At 41.9% G+C, this 18,018-nt stretch carries 17 protein-coding genes; 13 read left to right on the forward strand and 4 right to left on the reverse strand.

Annotated features, from left to right (window positions below):
* The 7 genes from Q5076_RS16390 to Q5076_RS16420 all read left to right on the forward strand — a co-directional run.
* Positions 1 to 228: hypothetical protein (locus Q5076_RS16390; RefSeq protein WP_303014726.1), on the forward strand; the 228-nt coding region annotated here is incomplete at its 5' end.
* Positions 229 to 484: 256 nt separating this feature from the next.
* Positions 485 to 2,644 (forward strand): glycoside hydrolase family 97 protein, encoded by a 2,160-nt coding sequence (locus Q5076_RS16395; protein WP_303014727.1) that lies wholly within the window; start codon positions 485 to 487, stop codon positions 2,642 to 2,644.
* Between the two features lie 163 nt (positions 2,645 to 2,807).
* Positions 2,808 to 4,217: an amidophosphoribosyltransferase gene (locus Q5076_RS16400; RefSeq protein WP_303014728.1), complete on the forward strand. Its 1,410-nt coding sequence runs from the start codon at positions 2,808 to 2,810 to the stop codon at positions 4,215 to 4,217.
* 158 nt (positions 4,218 to 4,375) lie between these two features.
* Positions 4,376 to 5,599 carry a peptidase T gene (gene pepT, locus Q5076_RS16405; protein ID WP_303014744.1) on the forward strand — a complete coding sequence of 408 codons (1,224 nt, stop codon included), beginning with the start codon at positions 4,376 to 4,378 and terminating at the stop codon, positions 5,597 to 5,599.
* 56 nt (positions 5,600 to 5,655) lie between these two features.
* Positions 5,656 to 6,741, forward strand: coding sequence for a glycine cleavage system aminomethyltransferase GcvT (gcvT, locus tag Q5076_RS16410; RefSeq protein ID WP_303014729.1), 1,086 nt, complete (start codon positions 5,656 to 5,658; stop codon positions 6,739 to 6,741).
* Positions 6,742 to 6,935: 194 nt separating this feature from the next.
* Positions 6,936 to 9,209 carry a cation:proton antiporter gene (locus tag Q5076_RS16415; protein WP_303014730.1) on the forward strand — a complete coding sequence of 758 codons (2,274 nt, stop codon included), beginning with the start codon at positions 6,936 to 6,938 and terminating at the stop codon, positions 9,207 to 9,209.
* Positions 9,210 to 9,256: 47 nt separating this feature from the next.
* The gene (locus Q5076_RS16420; protein WP_303014731.1) at positions 9,257 to 9,682 is read left to right on the forward strand and encodes an HIT family protein; all 426 of its coding nucleotides are present in this window, start codon (positions 9,257 to 9,259) and stop codon (positions 9,680 to 9,682) included.
* Positions 9,683 to 10,253: 571 nt separating this feature from the next.
* Here Q5076_RS16420 and Q5076_RS16425 read toward each other — a convergent pair.
* From Q5076_RS16425 to Q5076_RS16440, 4 genes are all read right to left on the reverse strand, one after another.
* Positions 10,254 to 10,676, reverse strand: coding sequence for an RNA-binding S4 domain-containing protein (locus Q5076_RS16425; protein ID WP_303014732.1), 423 nt, complete (start codon positions 10,674 to 10,676; stop codon positions 10,254 to 10,256).
* A 76-nt stretch (positions 10,677 to 10,752) separates the two neighbouring features.
* Entirely contained in the window at positions 10,753 to 11,319 is a 567-nt protein-coding gene (gene pth / locus Q5076_RS16430; protein ID WP_303014746.1) for an aminoacyl-tRNA hydrolase, read from the reverse strand.
* A gap of 132 nt (positions 11,320 to 11,451) precedes the next feature.
* Positions 11,452 to 12,042 carry a 50S ribosomal protein L25/general stress protein Ctc gene (locus Q5076_RS16435; RefSeq protein ID WP_303014733.1) on the reverse strand — a complete coding sequence of 197 codons (591 nt, stop codon included), beginning with the start codon at positions 12,040 to 12,042 and terminating at the stop codon, positions 11,452 to 11,454.
* A 135-nt stretch (positions 12,043 to 12,177) separates the two neighbouring features.
* Positions 12,178 to 12,582, reverse strand: coding sequence for a PUR family DNA/RNA-binding protein (locus Q5076_RS16440; RefSeq protein ID WP_303014735.1), 405 nt, complete (start codon positions 12,580 to 12,582; stop codon positions 12,178 to 12,180).
* Between the two features lie 168 nt (positions 12,583 to 12,750).
* On the opposite strand from Q5076_RS16440, the gene nusB reads away from it, so the two are divergent.
* The 6 genes from nusB to Q5076_RS16470 all read left to right on the forward strand — a co-directional run bounded on the left by nusB (position 12,751) and on the right by Q5076_RS16470 (position 16,715).
* On the forward strand, positions 12,751 to 13,677 hold the full coding sequence (gene nusB / locus Q5076_RS16445) for a transcription antitermination factor NusB (RefSeq protein WP_004302062.1): 927 nt from the start codon (positions 12,751 to 12,753) through the stop codon (positions 13,675 to 13,677).
* Between the two features lie 39 nt (positions 13,678 to 13,716).
* The gene (gene yajC / locus Q5076_RS16450) at positions 13,717 to 14,040 is read left to right on the forward strand and encodes a preprotein translocase subunit YajC (protein WP_303014737.1); all 324 of its coding nucleotides are present in this window, start codon (positions 13,717 to 13,719) and stop codon (positions 14,038 to 14,040) included.
* A gap of 17 nt (positions 14,041 to 14,057) precedes the next feature.
* On the forward strand, positions 14,058 to 15,074 hold the full coding sequence (locus Q5076_RS16455; protein ID WP_303014738.1) for a YbbR-like domain-containing protein: 1,017 nt from the start codon (positions 14,058 to 14,060) through the stop codon (positions 15,072 to 15,074).
* Positions 15,064 to 15,678 carry a dephospho-CoA kinase gene (gene coaE / locus Q5076_RS16460; RefSeq protein ID WP_303014740.1) on the forward strand — a complete coding sequence of 205 codons (615 nt, stop codon included), beginning with the start codon at positions 15,064 to 15,066 and terminating at the stop codon, positions 15,676 to 15,678. The genes Q5076_RS16455 and coaE overlap by 11 nt, the downstream gene beginning before the upstream one ends.
* Before the next feature lie 24 nt (positions 15,679 to 15,702).
* Complete coding sequence (locus tag Q5076_RS16465) at positions 15,703 to 16,137, forward strand: DUF5606 domain-containing protein (protein ID WP_303014741.1); 435 nt, start codon at positions 15,703 to 15,705, stop codon at positions 16,135 to 16,137.
* 335 nt (positions 16,138 to 16,472) lie between these two features.
* Positions 16,473 to 16,715 (forward strand): hypothetical protein, encoded by a 243-nt coding sequence (locus Q5076_RS16470; protein WP_303014742.1) that lies wholly within the window; start codon positions 16,473 to 16,475, stop codon positions 16,713 to 16,715.
* Positions 16,716 to 18,018 lie beyond the last annotated feature (1,303 nt).

Here is an 18,018-nt window from a genome sequence, read left to right on the forward strand (position 1 = left end):
GAACCATATAAACAACTGTACTACAATATTTTAATTTATAGAACTCCTCTTAATAAACAGCTCATGGATTCATGCCGGTCTATTTGCCATCCTGTTTTTTTGACCGTTTTTTACGGGCAAGGCATAAGGAGTGCCGATTTGAATGCAAAGGTGATGTTGGCAGTTGATACGGCAAAAACGGATAAGATGATAAATTTAAGGTATCGTGTCATAATCTTGATAATATAAAGATTCGTTTCTTTACAAACAGAAATAATCATACGCAAAGATAAAGAAAAGTGGCAGATATGCATATAGCCAGGTCGTTTTATTAAGTAAAGTTACTATATTTTTTCTTCTTGACAATCTTGTTATCCGGTTTATAATTAGGTGTTTATCTAAAAACTGACAGCTCTGCCTTCTATATTTTATCTATAAACAAATTCTGTGCTTATCTTTCGTGCCTATCTTTGCCGTACAATTATTAACTAACTCATTTTATATCATGAAAAACGTAAAAATATGGACTGTGACATGGGCTTGCCTGCTACTTTCTTTCTTCGTAGGTACATCAGCAAGCGCCGAAGGTATCGCTTCTCCTGACGGGCAATTAAAACTTAATTTTTCTTTGACGGAACAAGGTGAACCGGTATATGAACTTTCCTATAAAGGGAAAGAAGTGATAAAGCCTTCAAAATTAGGATTGGAATTGAAAGACGACCCCGGTTTGATGGACGGTTTTGTCATAACAGATACTCGGACTTCTGCTTTTGACGAAACTTGGGAACCGGTGTGGGGAGAAGTGAAATCTATCCGTAATCATTATAATGAGATGGTTGTCACATTGGAGCAAAAGGCGCAGAACCGCAACATTGCCATTTGCTTTCGCCTGTATGACGACGGTCTGGGGTTTCGTTATGAATTTCCGCAACAAAAAAACTTGAATTACTTTATCATCAAGGAAGAACATACACAGTTTGCAATGACGGGAGACCATACGGCGTTTTGGATTCCCGGTGATTATGATACGCAGGAATATGACTATACGGAGTCCAGATTGACCGAAATCCGCAGTTTAATGAAAGGTGCGATTACGGATAATGCCTCCCAGACTTCTTTCTCGCCTACGGGAGTACAGACTTCTTTACAGTTGAAAACAGCCGACGGGCTTTATATCAACCTTCATGAGGCGGCTTTGGTGGATTATTCTTGCATGCATTTGAATCTTGATGATAAAAAACTCGTATTCGAATCTTGGCTGACACCTGATGCACAGGGAAATAAAGGATATATGCAAACACCTTGCCGTTCGCCTTGGCGTACAATCATTGTCAGTGATGACGCCCGCGACATCCTTTCCTCGAAGCTGACGTTGAATCTGAATGAACCTTGTGCGTATGAGGACGTTTCATGGATTAAACCAGTGAAGTATATCGGCGTGTGGTGGGAGATGATTACGGGAAAGAGCTCGTGGGCATATACGGATGATGTTTATTCCGTGCAACTGGGGCAGACGAATTATTCTGAAATGAAGCCGAACGGACGTCATGCCGCTAATAACGAAAAAGTGAAACGCTATATCGATTTCGCTTCCGAGCATGGTTTTGACCAGGTGCTGGTAGAAGGATGGAATGAAGGTTGGGAAGACTGGTTCGGCAAATCGAAAGATTATGTATTCGATTTCGTCACTCCATATCCGGATTTCGATGTGAAAATGCTGAATGCCTATGCTAAGGAGAAAGGAGTGAAATTGATGATGCACCATGAAACCTCCGCTTCTGTCCGTAACTATGAACGCCATCTGGATAAGGCTTACCGGTTTATGGCCGACAACGGCTACAATGCAGTGAAGAGCGGTTATGTAGGTAATATTATCCCCCGCGGTGAACATCATTACGGGCAGTGGATGAATAACCATTATCTATATGCTGTGAAAAAGGCCGCTGATTATAAGATTTGTGTAAATGCACACGAAGCTGTCCGTCCGACAGGGTTGTGCCGTACTTATCCGAATCTGATTGGTAATGAGTCTGCCCGCGGTACGGAATATGAAGCCTTTGCCGGTAACAAGCCTTTTCATACAACCTTGCTTCCTTTTACCCGTCAGATTGGCGGGCCGATGGATTATACGCCTGGTATTTTTGATACCAAAATCTCTTTTCTGCCGGGCGAGCACAGTTTCGTACGTACTACTTTAGCGAAACAGTTGGCGCTTTATGTAACGATGTACAGTCCTTTGCAAATGGCGGCAGACCTTCCCGAAAATTATGAGCGTTATATGGACGCTTTCCAATTTATCAAAGACGTGGCGCTGGATTGGGATGACAGTAAATACCTGGAAGCAGAACCGGGAGATTATATTACTGTGGCTCGTAAGGCAAAAGGTACTGCAGACTGGTTTGTCGGCGGCATCACCGATGAAAACGCCCGTACCGCTTCTTTTACGCTTGACTTTCTGGAACCGGGGAAACAATATGTAGCTACGCTTTATGCTGACGGGAAAGATGCGGATTTTGAGAAGAATCCCACTTCTTACCGGATAAAAAAAGGCATTGTCACTTCAAAAAATAAGATTTCGGTGAATCTTGCCCGGAGCGGAGGGTTCGCATTGAGTCTGATTGAAGCGACACCGGCCGACAAGAAAACGGTAAAGAAATGGAAGTGATATCCGGATAAGAGATTGTTGTTTGGATTTTTGTCTTTTAATAAATATTAGTTGTCGTTCCGCAAAGAAAACCGAAACTTTGCGGAACACTTTTTTTATCGGACGGATTCTTTTTTGTACTTTTGCGCATCTTTTTTAAAACATTATCAATAAAGAGAACAACATGGGAGGTTTTTTCGGAACAGTCTCACGAGTGAGCTGCGTGACTGATTTATTCTACGGTACAGATTATAATTCGCATTTGGGGACCAAACGGGGCGGACTGGCCACTTATAGCGAAGAACGGGGGTTCATCCGGTCAATCCACAATTTGGAAAGTACTTATTTCCGTACCAAGTTTGAAGATGAGCTGGATAAGTTCAAGGGGAATGCCGGTATCGGTATTATCAGCGATACGGACGCGCAACCTATTGTCATCAATTCCCATCTCGGACGGTTTGCCATTGTGACAGTTGCAAAAGTTACTAATATTAAAGAACTGGAAGAAGAACTTCTCTCTCAAAATATGCACTTCGCCGAGCTCAGTTCGAGCAGCACCAATCAAACGGAACTCATTGCGCTTCTGATTATCCAGGGAAAAAATTTCGTCGAAGGCATCGAGAATGTATTCAAACATCTGAAAGGCTCATGTTCCATGCTCCTGTTGACGGAAGACGGGAGTATTATTGCTGCTCGTGACCAGTGGGGGCGTACTCCTATTGTTATCGGGAAAAAGGAAGGAGCTTATGCTGCTACCAGCGAATCGTCCAGTTTCCCTAATCTGGACTATGAGATAGACCGTTATCTGGGACCGGGAGAAATTGTGCGTATATATGCCGATCGTGTCGAGCAACTTCGCAAACCGAACGAAGATATGCAGATTTGTTCGTTCTTGTGGGTGTATTACGGTTTTCCAACTTCCTGTTATGAAGGGAGGAATGTGGAAGAGGTCCGTTTCACCAGTGGCTTGAAAATGGGACAGATGGATAAATCGGAAGTCGATTGCGCCTGTGGCATTCCGGATTCCGGGGTAGGCATGGCGTTGGGATACGCCGAAGGAAAGGGAGTGCCTTACCATCGCGCCATCTCGAAATATACGCCGACATGGCCCCGTAGCTTTACGCCGAGCAATCAGGAAATGCGTTCTCTCGTGGCAAAAATGAAACTTATTCCGAATCGTGCCATGCTCCAGGGAAAACGCTTGTTATTCTGTGACGATTCAATCGTCCGCGGGACGCAGTTGCGCGATAACGTGAAAATCTTGTATGATTACGGGGCGAAGGAAGTGCATATGCGTATCGCCTGTCCGCCGCTGATTTACGCTTGCCCGTTTGTCGGTTTTTCCGCTTCGAAGAATGCGTTGGAGCTGATAACCCGCCGTATCATTAAGGAGTTGGAAGGCGATGAAAATAAGAATCTGGAGAAATATGCTACTACGGGTTCACCCGAATATGAGAAAATGGTAGGCATTATCGCCGAACGTTTCGGGCTGACTTCTTTGAAATTCAATACGCTTGAAACTTTGATTGAGGCAATTGGATTGCCAAAATGTAAAGTCTGTACCCATTGTTTTGACGGTAGCAGTCATTTTTGAAGAATAATATGTAACTTGCCGAAGAACGGCATACTATTAAAAAAGAGCCGTGAATTGCTTTGTAATTCACGGCTCTTTTTTTACCTTTACGGCATTGTAAACTATTGAGCGGTAAACTGTCAGATAGAAAATTGTAAATAATTAAATCATAGATGAAAATGACTTTAGTAGACAGATTTTTAAAGTATGTAAGCTTCGATACGCAATCGGACGAATCAACCGGACTTACCCCTAGTACTCCGAAACAAATGGTATTTGCAGAATATTTAAAGGCTGAATTGGAATCTTTGGGTTTGGAGGATATTACGTTGGACGAACATGGCTATCTTTTTGCCACGCTTCCTGCCAATACGGATAAAGAAGTGCCCACGATCGGGTTCATAGCTCACATGGATACGAGTCCCGATATGAGCGGTAAAGATGTGACCCCGCGGATTGTAGAGAAATATGACGGTTCGGACATTGTGCTTTGTGCCGAAGAGAATATTGTCCTTTCCCCTGCCCAGTTTCCCGAATTACTGGAACATACGGGTGAGGATTTGATTGTAACCAATGGCAAGACTTTGTTGGGTGCTGACGATAAGGCCGGCATTGCGGAGATTGTATCGGCGGTCGTATATTTGAAAGAACATCCGGAAATCAAGCATGGAAAGATTCGTATAGGTTTTAATCCGGATGAAGAAATCGGTGAAGGCGCCCATAAATTTGATGTAGAGAAATTCGGTTGCGAGTGGGGATATACGATGGACGGCGGTGAAGTAGGAGAACTGGAGTTTGAAAATTTCAATGCTGCGGCTGCTAAAATTACATTTAAAGGGCGTAACGTGCATCCGGGATATGCCAAAGATAAAATGATTAATTCTATTTATCTTGCCAATCGGTTTATAACAATGTTGCCTTCTTCGGAAAGGCCGGAGCATACGGCCGGTTATGAAGGATTCTATCACCTGACAGGTATTCAGGGAGAAGTAGAACAAAGTACGGTTTCTTATATCATCCGTGACCATGACCGTGCCGGATTTGAAGAACGCAAGAAAGAAATGGAACGTCTGGTTGCCCGGATGAATGCCGAATACGGTGAAGGTACGGTAATTTTGGAATTGCGTGATCAATATTATAATATGCGTGAGAAGATAGAACCGGTGATGCATATCATCGACACGGCTTTTGCGGCGATGGAGGCTGTAGGCGTGAAGCCGAATGTGAAACCTATTCGTGGAGGTACGGATGGCGCCCAACTTTCTTTTAAAGGTTTGCCGTGCCCGAATATTTTTGCCGGAGGTTTGAATTTTCACGGGCGGTATGAGTTCGTACCTGTCCAAAGCATGGAAAAAGCGATGAATGTTATCGTGAAGATTGCTGAACTGGTAGCCTCCAGATAGGATATTTATAATAGTTTCGGTAGATATTTTTGATTTAATACTTAAAACAGATATTTATGAAAACCACCCCGTTTACAGAGAAGCATATAGCACTGGGTGCTAAGATGCATGAGTTTGCCGGTTATAACATGCCGATTGAGTATTCCGGTATTATTGACGAACATCTGACTGTTTGCAATGCAGTCGGCGTATTTGATGTGTCCCACATGGGAGAATTCTGGGTGAAAGGTCCCGGTGCGTTGGCTTTTCTTCAAAAAGTCACTTCCAATAATGTGGCGGCATTAGTTCCCGGTAAGATACAATATACTTGTTTTCCCAATGAAGACGGCGGTATTGTAGATGATTTGCTGGTGTACCATTACGAACCGGAAAAGTATCTGTTGGTGGTTAATGCAGCCAATATAGAGAAGGATTGGAACTGGTGTGTTTCCCATAACACGGAAGGAGCGGAATTGGAAAATTCTTCGGATAATATGGCACAGCTTGCCGTGCAGGGGCCGAAAGCGATTCTTGCTTTGCAGAAGTTGACGGACATTGATTTATCCTCCGTTCCGTATTATACTTTTAAAGTCGGGAAATTGGCAGGTGTGGACAATGTGATTATTTCCAATACCGGTTATACGGGAGCGGGAGGTTTCGAACTCTATTTTTATCCGGATGTCGCTGATATTATTTGGAAAGCCGTTTTTGAAGCAGGTGAAGAGTTTGGCATCAAACCTGTCGGTTTGGGGGCGCGTGATACCCTTCGGCTGGAAATGGGGTTCTGTTTGTACGGCAATGATTTGGACGATACGACTTCACCGATAGAGGCCGGATTAGGATGGATTACTAAATTTGTCGAAGGCAAAGACTTCATTAACCGGGCTATGTTGGAAAAACAAAAGGCGGAAGGAACGGCTCGTAAGTTGGTCGGCTTTGAAATGGTCGACCGGGGAATTCCCCGTCATGGTTATGAGTTGGTAAATCCGGAAGGAGAGAAGATAGGGACAGTTACTTCCGGCACTATGTCGCCTACACGTAAGATAGGTATCGGCATGGGGTATGTAAAGCCGGAGTATAGCAAAGCCGGTACTGAGATTTGTATCGATATGCGGGGACGCAAGCTGAAAGCTCTAGTCGTGAAACCACCTTTCAGGAAATGAGAATGATTTTTCCGGCATTCCGGATAGAAGAGACATATTTGATTGATACATATCATAGCATTATCAGCCCCGGACAAGCCTTGTATTGTCCGGGGCTGGTTGTTTTTATGGCAGCCGAGTGAAAACAAGAACTGTTAAAGTGTTGCTTCTAACATAGAAATGTTGTATTTTTGTCAGCAAATACCCTGTTATAAATGTCTCAATTACCTACTCTTATTGCCGATCTTGCACTCATACTGATTTGTGCCGGCGTTATGACTTTGTTGTTCAAGAAGTTGAAGCAACCTTTGGTGCTAGGATATGTGGTTGCCGGATTTTTAGCCAGTCCGCACATGCCTTATACGCCTTCAGTAATGGATACCGCTAATATCAAGACCTGGGCGGATATCGGAGTTATTTTTTTATTGTTCGCCCTTGGGTTGGAATTTAGTTTTAAGAAAATAGTCAAGGTGGGAGGTTCTGCCATCATAGCCGCCTGCACTATTATTTTCTGTATGATACTGTTGGGAATCGGTGTCGGTATGGGATTCGGCTGGCATCGGATGGATTGCCTGTTCCTGGGCGGTATGATTGCCATGTCGTCTACTACTATTATATATAAGGCTTTTGATGATTTAGGATTAAGAAAAAAACAGTTTACCGGGCTTGTATTGAGTATTTTGATTCTGGAGGATATTCTGGCTATTGTATTGATGGTAATGCTTTCTACAATGGCGGTAAGCCATAATTTTGAGGGTACGGAAATGTTGGAGAGTATTGGGAAACTGCTATTTTTCCTAATCCTGTGGTTTGTCGTAGGCATCTATCTGATTCCGGAATTCTTGAAACGTTGCCGGAAATTAATGGGAGAAGAAACTTTGCTTATCGTATCGCTGGCGTTATGTTTCGGCATGGTAACGGTAGCGGCCCATACCGGTTTTTCCGCAGCTTTCGGAGCTTTTATCATGGGGTCTATTCTGGCGGAAACAGTTGAGGCTGAATCTATCGACCGTTTGGTAAAACCGGTAAAAGACCTTTTCGGAGCTATCTTTTTCGTATCGGTCGGCATGATGGTGGAGCCCGTTATGATTGTGGAGTATGCCGTCCCTATTCTAGTAATAACTCTTGCGGTGATAGTGGGACAAGCCACTTTCGGCACATTCGGGGTAGTCCTTTCCGGCAAACCGCTGAAAACAGCCATGCAATGCGGTTTCAGTTTGACACAAATCGGTGAATTTGCCTTCATTATAGCTTCTTTGGGAGTTTCTCTGCATGTGACAAGTGATTTTTTATATCCGATAGTGGTGGCGGTTTCCGTAATTACTACATTCCTCACTCCTTATATGATTCGTCTGGCAGAGCCGGCTTCTACCTTTGTCGATGCCCGTTTGCCGGAATCATGGAGGAAGTTCTTAATGCGTTATTCGTCCGGTTCGCAGACAGCGCTTAACCATGAGAGTCTGTGGAAGAAGCTTTTGGTGGCAATGGTACGCATTACGGTTGTTTATTCTATTGTCAGCATCTCTGTAATCGCTCTTGCCTTTCGTTTTGTTGTTCCGTTTTTCAGGGAAAATCTGCCTCATTTTTGGGCGTCATTACTTGGGGCTGCTTTTATCATTCTCTGCATTGCTCCGTTCTTGCGTGCCATTATGGTAAAGAAGAATCATTCGGCGGAATTCATGACCTTATGGCATGCCAACCGTGCCAACCGCGCTCCGTTGGTCTCCACAATCGTCATACGCATCATGATAGCGGTGCTGTTCGTAATTTTTGTAATATCGGGATTGTTCAAGGCGTCTATCGGATTGGTGACGGGTGTCGCCGTACTCATCGTGTCGTTAATGGTATGGTCCCGCCGTTTGAAGAAACAGTCCATATCGATTGAACGGCGCTTTTTCCAGAATCTGCGTTCTAGGGAAGTGCGTGCTGAATATCTGGGAGAGAAGAAGCCGGAATATGCCGGACGTTTGTTGTCGCACGATTTGCATCTTGCCGATATGGAAATTCCCGGAGAATCCCCGTGGGCAGGTAAAACGCTGATGGAGTTGAATCTTGGGAAGACGTACGGTGTGCATGTAGCCTCCATTCTTCGGGGAAAGAGAAGAATCAATATTCCCGGCGGTTCCATTCGTTTGTTCCCGTTGGATAAGATACAGGTTATAGGGACAGACGAACAGTTGGGTGTTTTCAATGAAGCCATGCAGAACGGAACAAAAATAGAATGGGATGTCTATGAGAAGAGTGAAATGACTTTAAAACAGTTTATCATAGATGCGGAATCCGTTTTTCTGGGAAAGACGATTCGTGAGTCAGGTATTCGTGATAAGTATCATTGCATGATAGCCGGAGTGGAAAATAAAGACGGTACATTGATGGTACCGGATGTGAATGTGCCGCTTGTTGAGGGGGATGTGGTCTGGGTAGTAGGAGAAAAAGAGAATGTGTACCAATTAATCGGGCAAAAAGATGAAAAAATACAGATGGAATAGAGGTGGAATACCTATTTTTGTTCCGTTAAAACATAAAATATTATATCATGAAGAGCGAGTCTAAAGAATGTCTGTATTGTCAGAACAACGAAACGTTGCACAATCTGATGATTGAGATTGCAGAGTTAAGCGTATCACGTGTATTTCTTTTTAAAGAACAAACTTACCGCGGGCGTTGTCTCGTTGCCTATAAAGAGCATGTGGATGATTTGAATGAACTGAGTGACGAAGACCGTAATGCCTTCATGGCGGATGTCGTACGGGTCACTCGTGCCATGCAGAAAGCCTTTCGGCCGGAAAAGATTAATTATGGTGCTTATTCGGATAAGTTGTCTCATCTGCATTTCCATTTGGCCCCCAAATATGTAGACGGTCCCGATTATGGGGGAACGTTCCAGATGAATCCGGGGAAAGTTTATCTGACAGATGCGGAATATCAGGAATTGATTGATGCGGTGAAGGCCAATCTTTAAATCGGTATTTCCGGAAAATCTCCCGGTTTTTGCAGGCTGGGGATATTCCGAAAAATCCGTATTCTGGAATCTGGTGAAGAATCGGGATTCAATACATCCTGCCTTTTTGAAATTCAATGAGTAGGAATGTTCAGGGAATTCCACATGTATGGGATTTGTTGAAGAGTAAGTTTGCCCTTTTACGGGCATTTACTCTTCTTCATAGTATAATATTGACAGTTATACTGTTGCATAAAGTTTCAGCATCAAAATGTGGAACAACCCTGAATTCTTGTCATAAAGACCCTGGAAAATATTTCATTTCCGCATTTTACACATCGGAAACCGGATAATCCAATGGGCTTTCTAAGCCCTGTATTTGCAATGACGGTTCACGATATATGGATATTGTTTTGTTCTCGCTTATCCGTCAGCAAAGACAAACGCGACGAAAAGATTCAGAAATCCCCTCTTTGTCTTTTTATGAATAGTCTCTGGGATGGGCAAGATATGAGGCGGGTGTATTTGCTGAATATCCTCGTTCTATTCTTGCTCCATCATGACTTGTAGAGATGGACCGGCAGTACTCCGGTCATTTCTCATCATCGAAATCGAACTCAAAATCAAAGTCATCCATAAATTCCGGAGTTGTAAACTCTTCCAGACTCCTCCGGTCCTTTTTGGTAGGACGTCCGGTCCCTCGTGCACGGTCAACGAATCCGCTGATTTTGCTCATTTCCAGCAATTCATACTGGTCGGGAGTCGTTACGTTTTCCATCATCTCCGGTACGACTTTTGCACCTACACGCTTTTCAATTGCCTGCAACACTTTGAATGAGTATGTGACAGGCGGTTTTCTTACTTGAATTATATCTCCCGGTTTCACCATACGGGCAGCTTTGATTTGTGAACCGTTCATTGTGACACGTCCCTTCTTGCAAGCTTCTGCCGCAATTGTGCGTGTCTTGAAGATGCGTACTGCCCACATCCATTTGTCTATTCTGGCTTCGGCCATATCTCTGATATAAAAATGTGAAACATTCATTCACCATCCGCAAAATCAATTTGCAGATGGCAGAGGATAAATATATCTATTTTTTGTTGAACTGGTTCATCGTGATGTCTATTCCGGCCAGGCAGAAACTTTTGATGATTTCTCCCGCTGTTTCTAGTCTTTCATCCATTGTTTTCCAGTCTTCTTCCGTGAAATGTCCGAGTACATAATCAATCTGTCCTCCACGCGGGAAATCGTTGCCGATACCGAATCGCAAACGGGCATAGTTCTGGGTTCCCAGTGTGGCGGCGATATGTTTCAGGCCGTTATGTCCGGCGTCACTCCCTTTTCCTTTCAGGCGCAAAGTGCCGAAAGGAAGAGACAAATCATCCACTACTATCAACACATTTTCCAATGGAATGTTTTCTTTCTGCATCCAGTAACGGACAGCAAGTCCGCTTAGATTCATGAAAGTGGAAGGTTTTAGCAGAATTAACTGCCTTCCCTTGATTGAAAAGCTGGTGGTGAACCCATAGCGTCCGTCGATGAAAGGAGGAGCATTGTTGATTCTCGCTAATGCTTCTACCGCCATGAATCCGATATTGTGGCGTGTTTCATGGTACTCGGAACCGATGTTTCCCAATCCGGCAATTAAATATTTTATCATTGCTTATCTGTCAAACTGTTTGTAAAATAAAACGCAGATTAATACAAACTGTTGCAGACTCAACATCTGCTTTAATCTGCATTAATCTGCGTTTGAAATATATCTCCTTTTTACAGGGATAGCTTCCGATTATTTGCCGGCTGCCGCTGCTGCACCTCTTGCAGCACGAGTCAACTTAACAGCACATACAACAGCCTCTTTAGCATTCATCAATTCGAGACCTTCAAAACTCAATTCACCAACTTTTACAGTCTTACCCAGACCCAGGTGGGAAACATTGATAGTCAGTTTTTCAGGAATTACATTATACAATGCTTTCACTTTGAGCTTACGCATCTGCAAAGCAAGCTTACCACCGGCTTTCACACCTTCTGCAAGTCCTTCCAACTGTACGGGAACTTCCATTACGATAGGCTTGGATTCGTCAATCTGATAGAAGTCAACGTGCAGGATCGTATCTTTTACCGGGTGGAATTGGATATCTTTCAGGATGGCATTTACTTTTTTACCGTCGATAACCAAGTCTACTACGTAAATGTGCGGAGTATAAACCAGGTTTCGAAGTCCTTCGTTGGTCACAGTGAAGTGAATCACCTCATCACCTCCGTAAAGTACGCAGGGCACACCGCCGTTTTTACGAATTTCTTTCAAAGCCCTTGCTTGTTCTGAAGAGCGTTCTGCAATTGTTCTTACAGTTCCTTTTACTTCAATTGATTTCATTTCTTTAAAATTTGTGTTACTCTAAATTAAGTTAGTTTGCTTAATTCACCATTACACGATGTGATTATCACACAATGCTGCAAAAAAGCGGGGCAAAAGTACCGTTTTTTTTTGATATATCAAAGAGTTCTTTCTTTAAAAATCTATATCAATCTTGATTTCACTTCCCAATTTTTCTTCTTTTGCTTCTTCCCCGATGCCGGCCTGCTCTTTTTTTACGTCCGCCGCTTCATTGAAATGGCTGGAATAGTCACTCGTATCGTTACGGTCGATAAAATTAATCGCCTCCGTCAGGCCTGCCATGAACTTTTGAAAGTCTTCTCTGTATAAAAAGATTTTGTGCTTCTCAAAGCTCACCTGCGAGTCATCGCCTTCTCCCATTATCACCTTCTTGCTTTCTGTAATTGCGAGAAACATCTCGTCTTTACGATTCTTTTTGACATCGAGGTAATAGATACGTTTACCTGCTTTGATGGACTTGGAGAATACTATCTCCTTATCATTCATGTCTACGCTCATTTTCTTTTTTAAATCTTCCATATATTTCGGTCCGTTTATAATCGGCTTCAAAATTGGATATTTTTTTTAAACTGTCAAAAGAAAAAGCGCAGAGAATCAAATACTGCATTAAAAAATGTGATTTATTAGTGGAAACTCATTAAAAATATCTACTTTTGCAGTTCGATAACAACAGTATTAATTTGAATTATGATCAACAGAGTTCTTATTCGTCTTAAGATTATACAAATAGTATATGCCTATTATCAAAATGGCAGCAAAAATCTAGACTCAGCGGAGAAAGAGTTATTCTTTAGTCTTTCAAAGGCGTATGACCTTTATAATTATTTGCTAATGCTGATGATAGCATTGACAGAGTATGCACAAAAACGTATTGATGCGGCAAAAGCTAAATTGGCACCTACGAAAGAGGAGTTGTATCCCAACAGGAAGTTCGTAGATAACAAGTTTATTGCTCAATTGGAAGTCAATAAGCAATTGGTAGAGTTTATAGCCAATCAAAAAAGAACCTGGGCAAACGACCAGGACTTCATCAAGGAACTTTATGAGAAAATTGTAGAAACCGATATCTATAAAGATTATATGGCTTCTGACGACCACTCATACGAGGCCGATCGTGAATTATGGAGAAAACTCTATAAAACATACATCTTTAATAATGATTCTCTCGATCAGGTATTGGAAGATCAGAGTCTGTATTGGAATGATGACAAAGAAATTGTAGATACATTCGTCCTGAAAACGATCAAACGTTTTGATGAAAAGAAGGGTGCCAACCAGGAACTGCTTCCGGAATTTAAGGATGACGAAGATCAAGAGTTTGCACGTCGTCTGTTCCGTCGTACTATTTTGAATTCCGACTATTACCGTCATTTGGTTAGTGAGAATACAAAAAATTGGGATCTGGACCGTATTGCATTTATGGACGTTATCATTATGCAGACTGCATTAGCAGAAATTCTTAGTTTCCCGAACATTCCGGTCAGTGTTTCGTTAAATGAATATGTAGAGATAGCGAAGTTGTATAGCACAGCTAAAAGCGGTAGCTTTATCAACGGTACGCTGGATGGAATAGTTAATCAATTAAAAAAAGAAGGTAAGTTGACTAAAAACTGATACCTTTGTCCATATAGTAGAAACTAAAACAGATTATTTATGAACGTATTGACTGTATTATTGCAAGCTCCTGCCGGTGCTGCCGGAGGTGGAAGTATGATGTGGATCATGCTGATAGCAATGTTTGTTATCATGTATTTCTTTATGATTCGTCCTCAAAATAAGAAACAAAAAGAAATAGCCAATTTCCGTAAATCTCTTCAGGTGAATCAATCGGTTATTACCGCCGGTGGCATTCATGGAACGATTAAGGAAATTAACGACGATTATATCGTGCTTGAAATAGCTTCCAACGTAAAGATAAAGATAGATAAAAATTCTATTTTCGCAGATGCCTCGGCTGCTAATAATCAATCTAAGTAAAAAAGATAGGCATGCCTATGCTTGATCGTAGGAAAATAAGGTACACATATTTAAAATTGTCTAGAGAAATTAAGGACTTCCTGCTTAGTGATAAGAGCAGGGAGTTCTTAATTTTTTTATTTTTCTTTCTGATAGCCGGCGGATTCTGGTTGCTCCAGACTTTAAACAATGATTATGAAGCGGAATTCTCTATTCCGGTGCGGATGAAAGACCTTCCGAATAACGTAGTGCTGACTTCGGAACCTCCTTCCGAGCTTCGGGTCCGGGTGAAAGATAAAGGAACGGTACTCCTTAATTATATGTTGGGAAAAAGTTTCTTCCCGGTCAATCTGAGCTTTGCCGACTATAAAGGAAAAGACAATCATGTGAAGATTTATGCGTCGGATTTTGAGAAAAAGATATTGAGTCAGTTAAACGTATCTTCTAAAATTCTTTCGGTGAAACCCGATACCTTGGAGTATATTTATTCCGAAGGAAAATCCAGGCTCGTGCCGGTCCGCCTTCAAGGGAAGGTGACCGCCGGACTTCAATATTATGTCTCAGATTCGATTTGCAATCCGGATTCGGTATTGGTATATGCTCCGGAGGGGATTTTAGACACTATCACTGCCGCCTATACTCAGAAGATTAGCTTGGAGAACATATCGGATACCACTCGGCGGCGGATAGCTTTGGCTCCGTTGAAAGGTGTGAAATTCGTCCCTAGCTCGGTTGAAATGGTATTCCCTGTAGATATTTATACGGAGAAAACGGTGGAAGTGCCGTTGCATGGAGTTAATTTCCCGGCTGATAAGGTGTTGCGTGCTTTCCCCTCAAAAGTCCAGATTACTTTTCAGGTAGGATTGAAACGTTTCCGTAGCATTAAGGCAAGCGATTTTGTGATTAATGTTTCTTATGAAGAACTCTTGAAGCTCGGATCTGACAAATACACGGTTAAGTTAAAATCTTTTCCGATTGGGATTAATCAGATTCGTATTGTACCCGAACAGGTTGATTTCCTGATAGAACAGACCTCATCATCAGATGGCGATTAAAATTGGTATAACCGGCGGTATCGGTAGTGGAAAAAGTGTTGTTTCCCGGTTGTTGGAGACAATGGGGGTTCCTGTCTATATTTCGGACACGGAGGCGAAACGCATTACCTGTACTGACGAAGTGATTCGTCGGGGACTTTGTGCGTTGGTCGGCAGGGAAGTGTTCCGTGACGGAAAATTGGAGCGTTCTTTGTTGGCGTCATATATGTTCGGATGTCCGGAACATGTGAAAGCGGTGAATGCTCTTATTCATCCCCAGGTGAAGAACGATTTTCGTCGATGGGCCGCTTGTCGGAATGAAAACCAATTGGTCGGTATGGAGTCCGCCATACTTATAGAAGCCGGTTTCAGGGATGAAGTCGATTTTCTTGTCATGGTCTATGCTCCTTTGGAGGTGAGGGTAGAACGAGCCGTGAGGCGTGATTGCTCGTCGAGAGAACAGGTCTTAAAACGTATAGAGGCGCAAATGAGTGATGAAGACAAACGGAATCAGGCGGATTTTGTGATAATGAATGATGATAAGGCGCCGTTAATTCCACAGGTTTTAAAGCTTATTTCTTTGCTATCTAAAAATAATCATTACCTTTGCGACGCTAAAAAATAATTAATAAATTAAAGGATATATACTATGTTGAAAACTATCTTGTCTATCTCCGGCAGGCCGGGATTGTACAAACTTATTTCTCAAGGAAAAAATATGCTGATTGTAGAATCAATCAATGCCGATAAAAAGCGTTCTCCCGCTTATGGCAATGAAAAGATTATCTCTCTGGCAGACATAGCAATGTACACGGATGATGAGGAGGTGCCTTTGTGTGATGTGTTGGAAGCTATGAAGGAAAAAGAGAAATCAGCAGTAGCTTCTTTAGACCCTAAAAAAGCCGATTCAGAACAATTGCGCGAATATTTGGCTGAGGTGTTGCCGAATTTTGACCGTGACCGTGTATATGTGGCTGACATCAAAAAATTGATTTCTTGGTATAATATATTAATTTCTAACGGAATTACAGAATTCAAGCCGAAAGCAGAAACAGCGGAAGAGGCTGTGGAAGATGAAAAATAACCTTTCCGGTAATTTACGATGTGAAAAAGGGGCTGTAATCGAATAGCCCCTTATTTGTTATCTGCAGTTTAAAAGTAAAAAGGACTTGGAATTACTCTCATTCCCTGACAGGAAAAAGGTAATTTCAAGTTTTTGAATGACATTTCTTTATAGATATCAGGTTATAAGTTTAGAATTAAAGAGCTGACTTGTGGAACAGCTCCTTTTGTGACGTGATTGTGCTTTATTTTCTTTAAGTAATCTTAGATTGCATGAATATTTTGTATCTTATATAGTAAATTATAGTTGCTTTTTCGTATCTTTGTCAGTAACTTATAGTACATGAGGTATAAAATATGATAACAAATAAAAAGGTGATAATTCATCTTGATAATGAGAAACGAACTCTATGCTTGTCGGAAGTCTTGACAGGTACAATGATATTCTTATATGATTCACAGGGAAAATTGGTTGGTAAGTATAAGTTTGAGTCGCAGCCGCTTGTTTTGGCGGTTCCCGGATATGGAACTTATGTTTTGGTGATGAGCCATCCTAGCTGCCAGCCGGAAGTCAGGCGAATCATATATTCCGAGATATAGCAAAGAGGTTCGGAATAATCCAAGCCTTTTATCAGATTGGAGATTGCTTAATGATTCTTTTTCATTATTTTTATTGAATACGAATTGTTTTAAGATTAGGCGCAGGGATGCTTGGGCCAGTTATAATGTTGCTAAATATAAATATATCAGTTATTTATTATTATAGAATTAATTGATTAGTGAGGTAATAATAGTCTAAAAAGCATATTCACACATAAAGCTATGCGGAATTTGATGAAAGACTATATTTTATAGTATCAACAGAATCCAGATATAAGTTCTCTTACCTCTGAACCTCGTTTCCATTTGCACAAAATTGTGGATAGTACCAAAGCTGATATGGTATTATCCACAATTTTGTTTATGATGCGATAAGTGCCGGATTATTTTTTGGGGTTGCATGTTTCTTTTGATTGCCCGGCGGAGTAGGTCGTTTTTCGGGCCCCCTTTCATGCATCATCAAGAAATCAGGGTATATTTTTGTAATCCTGTGAGCCATAATTGTGAGGAAAGCCGGCCTGCAGATGTCCGCGGTATGTTTGGCAGACCGGTTTTCCTGTAGCGGTATCGTTTTTCCGTTAATCCTTCAACTTCCGCCTTTCACATGCGTGCGTGTTTTTTTCCCCTGCATCCTTCCTTTTTCTGTAATGTGTTGATATATAGCCATTTCTTTTATTTCCTTAGTGAATATTCTGTTCCGTCCTTTTGAAACGGTAGTTTCGTCGGCTTGAAACTCTGGTTTCCATTGCTTGAAACTGTAGTTTCTACCGCTTGAAACTTTAGTTTCGTTTAAAAGGAAACTAAAGTTTCTTGCTTATGAAACTATAGTTTCTAACTGTTGAAACTCCAGTTTCTCGGCGTTGAAACTTCCGTTCCCCTTATTTGATGACGAATAAAGCCCTGTAATGTGTACTGTACAGGATTAAGTTGCCAACTTCACTTGTTATACCTAAGCTGGTTTACCCGATATTTTTTTAAACCTGAACAAGTTCACCTGTCCCTTTGTAATTCCTGTATGGGTTGTCATTTTAGCACACTCCGGCTTTTTCCTTCCGTCCGCTTCTTTCCGTGCATACCCGTTTTTCCCCGTACTTTTCCGCCTGTCCTTCCCCTTCCTCCTTTTCTTCCCCCTAATATAATAATGTGTCCCCTCTTCCCCTTTTTTCCCTTTCCTTCCCTCCCGTAAAAAAAAAGTTCCCCTTCACCTTGCTAGTCCTCAACGCTTTACCCTTTTTCTTCAAAAAAAAGCGAAAAAAATCAGTCCTTAAATTTGGATTGTACCGGTAAAGTCCCTACTTTTGCA

This window comes from uncultured Bacteroides sp. (assembly GCF_958445495.1).
Classification (GTDB): Bacteria; Bacteroidota; Bacteroidia; order Bacteroidales; family Bacteroidaceae; genus Bacteroides.

Coding starts and splice junctions, on each gene's coding strand:
- Q5076_RS16440 (WP_303014735.1), bottom strand. CDS start 12,582: ATGGAAGATTTAAAAAAGAAAATGAGCGTAGACATGAATGATAAGGAG.
- Q5076_RS16415 (WP_303014730.1), top strand. CDS start 6,936: ATGTCTCAATTACCTACTCTTATTGCCGATCTTGCACTCATACTGATT.
- Q5076_RS16425 (WP_303014732.1), bottom strand. CDS start 10,676: ATGGCCGAAGCCAGAATAGACAAATGGATGTGGGCAGTACGCATCTTC.
- coaE (WP_303014740.1), top strand. CDS start 15,064: ATGGCGATTAAAATTGGTATAACCGGCGGTATCGGTAGTGGAAAAAGT.
- yajC (WP_303014737.1), top strand. CDS start 13,717: ATGAACGTATTGACTGTATTATTGCAAGCTCCTGCCGGTGCTGCCGGA.
- Q5076_RS16435 (WP_303014733.1), bottom strand. CDS start 12,042: ATGAAATCAATTGAAGTAAAAGGAACTGTAAGAACAATTGCAGAACGC.
- Q5076_RS16395 (WP_303014727.1), top strand. CDS start 485: ATGAAAAACGTAAAAATATGGACTGTGACATGGGCTTGCCTGCTACTT.
- nusB (WP_004302062.1), top strand. CDS start 12,751: ATGATCAACAGAGTTCTTATTCGTCTTAAGATTATACAAATAGTATAT.
- Q5076_RS16470 (WP_303014742.1), top strand. CDS start 16,473: ATGATAACAAATAAAAAGGTGATAATTCATCTTGATAATGAGAAACGA.
- pepT (WP_303014744.1), top strand. CDS start 4,376: ATGACTTTAGTAGACAGATTTTTAAAGTATGTAAGCTTCGATACGCAA.
- Q5076_RS16400 (WP_303014728.1), top strand. CDS start 2,808: ATGGGAGGTTTTTTCGGAACAGTCTCACGAGTGAGCTGCGTGACTGAT.
- Q5076_RS16465 (WP_303014741.1), top strand. CDS start 15,703: ATGTTGAAAACTATCTTGTCTATCTCCGGCAGGCCGGGATTGTACAAA.
- Q5076_RS16420 (WP_303014731.1), top strand. CDS start 9,257: ATGAAGAGCGAGTCTAAAGAATGTCTGTATTGTCAGAACAACGAAACG.
- gcvT (WP_303014729.1), top strand. CDS start 5,656: ATGAAAACCACCCCGTTTACAGAGAAGCATATAGCACTGGGTGCTAAG.
- Q5076_RS16455 (WP_303014738.1), top strand. CDS start 14,058: ATGCTTGATCGTAGGAAAATAAGGTACACATATTTAAAATTGTCTAGA.